Annotated in this window: 4 protein-coding genes and 1 pseudogene; 1 reads left to right on the forward strand and 4 read right to left on the reverse strand. The window is 63.9% G+C overall.

Going from position 1 to position 6353, the window contains the following annotated elements; all coding sequences use genetic code 11:
• The first annotated feature begins 87 nt into the window (after nucleotides 1–87).
• Nucleotides 88–594 (forward strand): HyaD/HybD family hydrogenase maturation endopeptidase, encoded by a 507-nt coding sequence (locus tag HF854_RS06240; protein WP_205906052.1) that lies wholly within the window; start codon nucleotides 88–90, stop codon nucleotides 592–594.
• Between the two features lie 654 nt (nucleotides 595–1248).
• Here HF854_RS06240 and queD read toward each other — a convergent pair.
• From queD to HF854_RS06260, 4 genes and pseudogenes are all read right to left on the reverse strand, one after another.
• Complete coding sequence (gene queD / locus HF854_RS06245) at nucleotides 1249–1653, reverse strand: 6-carboxytetrahydropterin synthase QueD (RefSeq protein ID WP_168935519.1); 405 nt, start codon at nucleotides 1651–1653, stop codon at nucleotides 1249–1251.
• Between the two features lie 212 nt (nucleotides 1654–1865).
• Nucleotides 1866–5339 carry a DNA polymerase III subunit alpha gene (dnaE, locus tag HF854_RS06250; RefSeq protein ID WP_168935520.1) on the reverse strand — a complete coding sequence of 1158 codons (3474 nt, stop codon included), beginning with the start codon at nucleotides 5337–5339 and terminating at the stop codon, nucleotides 1866–1868.
• 373 nt (nucleotides 5340–5712) lie between these two features.
• Entirely contained in the window at nucleotides 5713–6177 is a 465-nt protein-coding gene (locus HF854_RS06255) for a type III secretion system chaperone (protein ID WP_168935521.1), read from the reverse strand.
• A 28-nt stretch (nucleotides 6178–6205) separates the two neighbouring features.
• Nucleotides 6206–6353, reverse strand: a pseudogene (locus tag HF854_RS06260) (IS5/IS1182 family transposase); the annotation flags it as partial.

Genomic DNA, 6353 nt, shown 5'->3' on the forward strand with positions numbered 1-6353 from the left:
TTCGCTGGGGGAAGGGCTGTCCGCAAGGGGCCCTTCCCCTTTTTTCATGCGCCGTCCGCCGGGACGGCCGCCATCCAAGGAGGCTCCATGAGCGAGACTGTGGTCGCTCCCCGCGTGCTGATCATGGGCGTGGGCAATATCCTGCTGCGTGACGAAGGCTTCGGCGTGGCCGCCGTGAACCATCTGGAAAAGAACTACTACTGGCCGGAGAACGTGCGCTTGCAGGAAGGTGCCACCCAGGGGCTTCTGCTCATGTCCGAACTGGAGGAGTGCGACCTGCTGGTGGTGCTGGACGTGGTGCTGGGCGGCAAGGAGCCGGGCACGGTCTATCTGCTGGAAAACGAGGATCTGAGCCGCAGCCTCAGCTTTCAGGGCTCCATGCACCAGACGGATCTGCTCCAGACCCTGCAGGTCTGCGAGCTGGCGGGGTGCCGTCCGCAATGCCTGGCCTTCGGCCTCCAGCCTTTTGACTGGCGCACCATGCAGGTGGGCCTTTCGCCCGAGGCCGAGGCCATGCTGCCGGTCTTTGCGGAAAAGGTGGTGGCCGAACTGGCCCGGCGCGGCATCGTGGCCCGCCGGAAAGAAACGGCCTGAGTGGTATATCCGGGATAAGGCCCCTTCATCCCGGCTGTCGCTGCCCGCAGCTTCCTTCGTCGCGACGGCTATGGTCTGCGGCGGCCATGCGGTCGCTGCCGGCGCGGGAGGGGCTCCATTGCTCCCCGTCCTTCCATCCCATCCCCCGCGCGTGTTATCGGCGGGTGCGCGACCACGACACGATCGTGGTATCGCACGGACGGTGGTCGCCGCGCGACGGCGAAAATCCCTGCCACCCCGCCAGCCCTGCTTTTGTTGCGAGCGCTTCGTCCGGAAGCGGCAGCGCATGAAAAAAGCTCCCTGAGAAGGGAGCTTTTTGCGTGCTGTGGCAGAAAACGTATGGCGCGGACAGGCGCATATCGTCCGCAGGGAAGGGTGGGGAAAGTGCAGGGCAGAGAAAAGAGAAGCCTTGTTCGTCTGCACTGTCGCCTTGCCGCTGTCTTGAGACGTCCCTTGCCTTGCGCCTGACGCATCTCCGCCTGGGGAGCGATCTCTCTCCCCGCACGGCAGCGGCAGGGACCTTCCAGCGCGACCGGAAGAAACATTTTCGGGGGAAGGATGGGGGGCGGGGGAGGAAGGCCCCCCTTTTTCAAAAGGGCCTCTTGCCTCCCCCGCCATATAACAGGCCCGGCGACGACAGCCGGACCGGCAAAACTAGTCGTCCAGTTCCAGATAGGTGGCGGTCTGCGCGCCCTTTTCGCTGACGCTGACGCTGTGGACGCGCACATGACAGGCGCTTTCATCGGCGGCCAGACGGCGGGCCACGTTCTGGAAGATGTGGCGGGAGATGTTTTCCGACGAGGGATTGAGGCGGTCGAAGGGCGGCACCTCATTGATGATCTGATGGTCGAGGGCGGCCAGCTCTTCCTTGAGGGCGCGCTTGAGGACCTTGAAGTCCAGCAGCAGCTCCACATTTTCGGTGAGTTTGTCGCCTTCCACGGTCAGTTCCACGGCGAAATTGTGGCCGTGCAGACGTTCGCACTTGCCTTCGTAATGGCGCAGGGCATGGCCTGCGGAAATCTCGTCACGCACCGTAAGGCGCCAGATCTTCTTGGACATATCCTTTCCTTTGGCTGTTCTGGCCAGCCAGGGTTCATTCGTGATCCTTTCCCGGAGGGATACCGTTTCGGGAAGGTCTGTGGCCTGTCCTCCCTGGCCGTCGCATATCCTGGCCGGATAAAGCGCATTTGGGGGAGGATAGGGGGCCCGGGGGGAAGGAACCCCCTTTGGGCGCCAGCTAAAGGGGGTTCCTTCCCCCCGGAAAACGTTTTTTATCCGGCCCAGGCGGCCAGGGCCCTGTCCAGTTCGGGGCCGGGGCTGACGCGGAACTGCGGCCCCAGCGTAAGGTGGCAGCGCACGCCGTCCAGCAGGACCATGGCTTCGGCCTCCACATTGCCGGGATGGGCCTCCAGGATGGCCTTGAGGGCCAGGATGTCCTCCTCGCCCAGGCGGTGGGCCGGTATCTGCACGCAGATGGGCGTATCGCTCTGGCCGCAGGCCTCGGAAAGCAGGGTCACGCTCTGGCCCAGCAGCTTGACCTCGCGGCTGGTCTCTTCGCCGTCCTCGTCGCTGTCGCGGCTCTCGTCCACCTGACTGTCCACCGTGGCCCGCAGGCAAAGGGGCTGTTCGCTCTTGAGCAGCTCGCGGGCCTCGGCATAGGCGCGGGGGAAGAAGGTGACCTCGGCATGGCCGGTAAGGTCTTCCACGCCCACGAAGGCCATGCGCTCGCCCTTGGACTTGGTGATGACCTCCTTGAGGCTGACCACCAGCACGGCGGTACTCAGTTCGGCCTTGGGGTAGAGGTCGCGGGCGTCTTCCAGCGTGGTCAGGCGCAGGCGGCGCATCTCGCGGCTGAAGGGCTGGAGGGGATGGCTGGTGAGGAAGAAGCCCAGGGCCTCTTTTTCGTTCTTGAGGCGCTGGTCCTCGTCCATCTCGGGGATGCCGGACTCGGGGCAGTCGAAGCCGATGCCGGGCTGGGGCTTGGCTTCCACCTGCGGGGCCATGGCCAGCAGGGAGATCTGGTTGGAATTCTTTTCCTTGGCTTTTTTCTGGGCGCGGGTGACCACCGTGTCCAGGGCGGCCAGCAGGGCCGCGCGCGAGACGCCGAAGCAGTCGCAGGCGCCGCCCTTGATGAGGGCTTCGAGCACGCGCTTGGTGACCTTGCGCAGGTCCACGCGGCAGCACATGTCGAAGAGGGAGACGTACTCGCCGTCCTTGCGGGCGTCCATGATCTCGGTGATGGCGCTGTCGCCCACGTTCTTGATGCCGCCCAGACCGAAGACGACCTTGCCCTCGCGGGCCGAGAAGGAGCGCTGGCTGGCATTGACAGAGGGCTGCACTACGTCGATGCCCATGTCCTTGCAGCAGGAGATGTACTTGAGCAGCTTTTCCTGGTTGCTCATTTCCGAGGTGAGCAGGGCGGCCATGAACTCCACGGTATGGTGCACCTTGAGGTAGGCCGTGAAGTAGGAGATCTGGGCATAGGCGGCGGAGTGCGACTTGTTGAAGCCGTATTCCGCAAACTTTTCCATCAAGTCGAAGATCTCGTCGGCTTTGGCCTTGTCCACGCCGTTCTTCTGAGCGCCTTCCACGAACTTGACGCGTTCCTTGGCCATGGCTTCGGGCTTTTTCTTGCCCATGGCGCGGCGCAGCAGGTCAGCGCCGCCCAGGGTGTAGCTGGCGATGATCTGGGCGATCTGCATGACCTGTTCCTGATAGACGATGACGCCGTAGGTATCGCGCAGGCAGTCGCTGAGGGACTCGTGCGGATAGACCACGGGCACCTGCCCGTGCTTGCGCTTGATGAATTCGTCCACCATGCCGGAGCCCAGCGGGCCGGGACGGTACAGGGCCAGCATGGCGATGACGTCCTCGAAGCACGAGGGCTTGAGCATGCGCAGGTACTGGCGCATGCCCGAGCTTTCCACCTGGAAGATGCCGTCGGTGTCTCCGCGGGCGTAAAGGTCGTAGGTGGCGGCGTCGGTGAGGGGCAGGTTGTCCAGGTCGGGCGGCGTCTTGCCCTGCAGGGTGATGTTGTCCAGGGTGTCCTGGATGAGGGTCATGGTCTTGAGGCCCAGGAAGTCGAACTTCACCAGACCGGATTTTTCGGTCATGGGGCCGTCGAACTGGGTCACGAGTTCGCCGCGTTTGCCGGTGTAGAGGGGCAGGAACTCGTCCATGGGCCGGGGCGAGACCACCAGACCGGCGGCGTGGGTGGAGGCGTGGCGCGACAGGCCCTCCAGACGGCGGGCCGTATCCAGCAGCTTTTTGACCTGCGGGTCGGTATCGTACAGGTTCTGGAGGTCGGGCTCGGCTTCCAGGGCCTTGTTGATGGTCATTTTCAGGTCGTCGGGCACCAGCTTGGCGATGCGGTCGGTCTCGGCAAAGCTCATGCCCAGGGCGCGGCCCACGTCACGCACAACGCCCTTGGCCTTCATGGTACCGAAGGTGGTGATCTGGGCCACGCTGTCCTTGCCGTAGGTATCCACCATATGCTGGATGACCTCGGTACGGCGGCGTTCGCAGAAGTCCACGTCGATATCGGGCAGGGAGACGCGTTCGGCGTTGAGGAAGCGCTCGAAGAGCAGATTGTAGGGCAGGGGGTCCAGGTTGGTGATGCGCAGCGACCAGGCCACCAGCGAACCGGCGGCCGAACCGCGGCCCGGGCCCACGGGGATGCCGTGGTCCTTGGCCCAGTTGATGAACTCCTGCACGATGAGGAAGTAGCCGGGGAAGCCCATCTCGAGGATGACCTTGAGCTCGTACTGCAAACGGTCGCGGTAGGCCTGCGGGTCGATGTTGGCGCGGTTGGGGTGCTTCTCCAGGCGGCGTTCCAGACCTTCCTCGGCCAGACGGCGGAACTCGGAATCCAGGCTGGCCCCTTCGGGCAGCTTGTAGACCGGGAAATAATGGTGGCCCATGTCCAGTTCCACGTTGCAGCGCTCGGCGATCTCGGCCGTATTGCTCAGGGACTGGGGCAGATGGCCGAATACGGCCTCCATCTCCTCGCCGGACTTGTAGTAGAGGTCATGGGTGCCGAAGCGCATGCGCTTGGGGTCGTCCATGGTGGTCTGGGTCTGGATGCAGAGCAGCACCTCATGGGCGTCGGCGTCGTCGGCGTTGAGGTAGTGGCAGTCGTTGGTGGCCACGATGGGCAGCTTGAGATGGTCGGCGATCTCCAGCAGGCCCTTGTTGGCGATCTCCTGCTCGGGCAGGCTGTTGGACTGCAGCTCCAGATAGAAGCGGTCCGGGTAGATGTCGGCGTATTCGCGGGCCAGGGCGATGGCGCCGTCCATGTCACCGGCGTTGAGGGCGCGCGGTATCTCGCCCGCGATGCAGGCCGAAAGGCAGATGAGGCCTTCGGAATACTGGCGCAGCATGGCCTTGTCCACGCGCGGCTTGTAGTGGAAGCCCTCCAGGTAGCTGCGGCTCACCAGCTTGACCAGGTTGTGGTAGCCCTCGATGTTTTCCGAGAGCAGGATCAGGTGGTTGCGCTTGCGGGCCAGCTCGGAGGTCTTGTCCAGATGGTCGTGGCAGACGTAGACCTCGCAGCCGATGATGGGCTTGATGCCGAAGTCCTTGCAGGTCAGGAAGAATTTGGCCGCGCCGAACAGGTTGCCGTGGTCGGTGATGGCGCAGGCGGGCATGCCGAAATCCTTGGCACGGGAGCAGAGATCCTTGACGCGGATGGCGCCGTCAAGAAGGCTGTATTCGGTGTGGCAGTGCAGATGCACGAAATCGGACATGCGGGAACTCCGGGCCTCGACGGCCGATGAAGGAAAGAGAAGGCCATGCGCGGCCGGGGCGGTACGGGACGGCCGTGTCCGGCACCGGAAAGCGGATACGGACGCAGGGCCCGCACACGGCGGAGCAAGAGTATAGCAGGTTCGGGAGTGGGCCTCAAGGCTGGGCTCTGTCCTGTTCCGGGAAAGGGCAACGGCATTTCCCGGTATTTCCCGAAGGGCGGAGCTGCGCATGCGGCAAGGGAAACGGGGCGGCGATCGACGGATCGTCGCCCCGTTTCGTATGGGGAGGGAAAAGTCTGCCCCTGCAGGCAGGCCGCGGGAGTATCGGGCGGGTTCGGGCGCGGCAGGGTATGACAGAGGCGGGATGTGCCGGCTAGATGCGCAGCATGCCACCCATCAGGGCCGGATCAACGGCGGGCGCTTCCGGGGCGTCGGCAGCGGCGTCGTCACAGGCCAGGCAGCGTTCCTGCCAGTGCTCGGCCACGTTGACGAAATTGCTCACCCAGGTGCCCACATGGGTATCGGTGAGCGCGGCCAGGGGCAGCGTGCCCTGCAGGGTCACGCCCGTATCCTCGCGGGCGGCCAGGGTGAAGCCCTGGGTCTGGTGGAAGAAGGTGTTGGCGTCCAGCAGCGAGGCATACAGCTCGTCACGTTTGCGCGCGGGCAGGGGGGCCACCACGGTGAAGATCATGACCTGATCCGTAGAGAGGCAGCGCAGGCTGACCTCGAAGTCATCGATGCCCAGCAGGCAGGAGGAATCGCCGTCGCGGGTCTCGATGCCGGGCAGATCCAGTTCACGGGCCAGGGCGGCCAGCAGGGAAGAAAAAGCGGGGTTCATGGCAGGGGCTCCTTGTTAGATAGTGTCGTCAAATTATGTTTGCCCACAAAGATATGCATCTGATTTGAACGGCGGCAAGAAAAGATGCACATCTTTTGGCATATCGTGTGGCAATTCCCCGCCAGCGCTTGAGATGGAGAAAAGCATTCTCGACAAGATGCCTGACTTTGTAGAGC

Source organism: Desulfovibrio piger (assembly GCF_012843875.1).
Taxonomy (GTDB): Bacteria; Desulfobacterota; Desulfovibrionia; order Desulfovibrionales; family Desulfovibrionaceae; genus Desulfovibrio.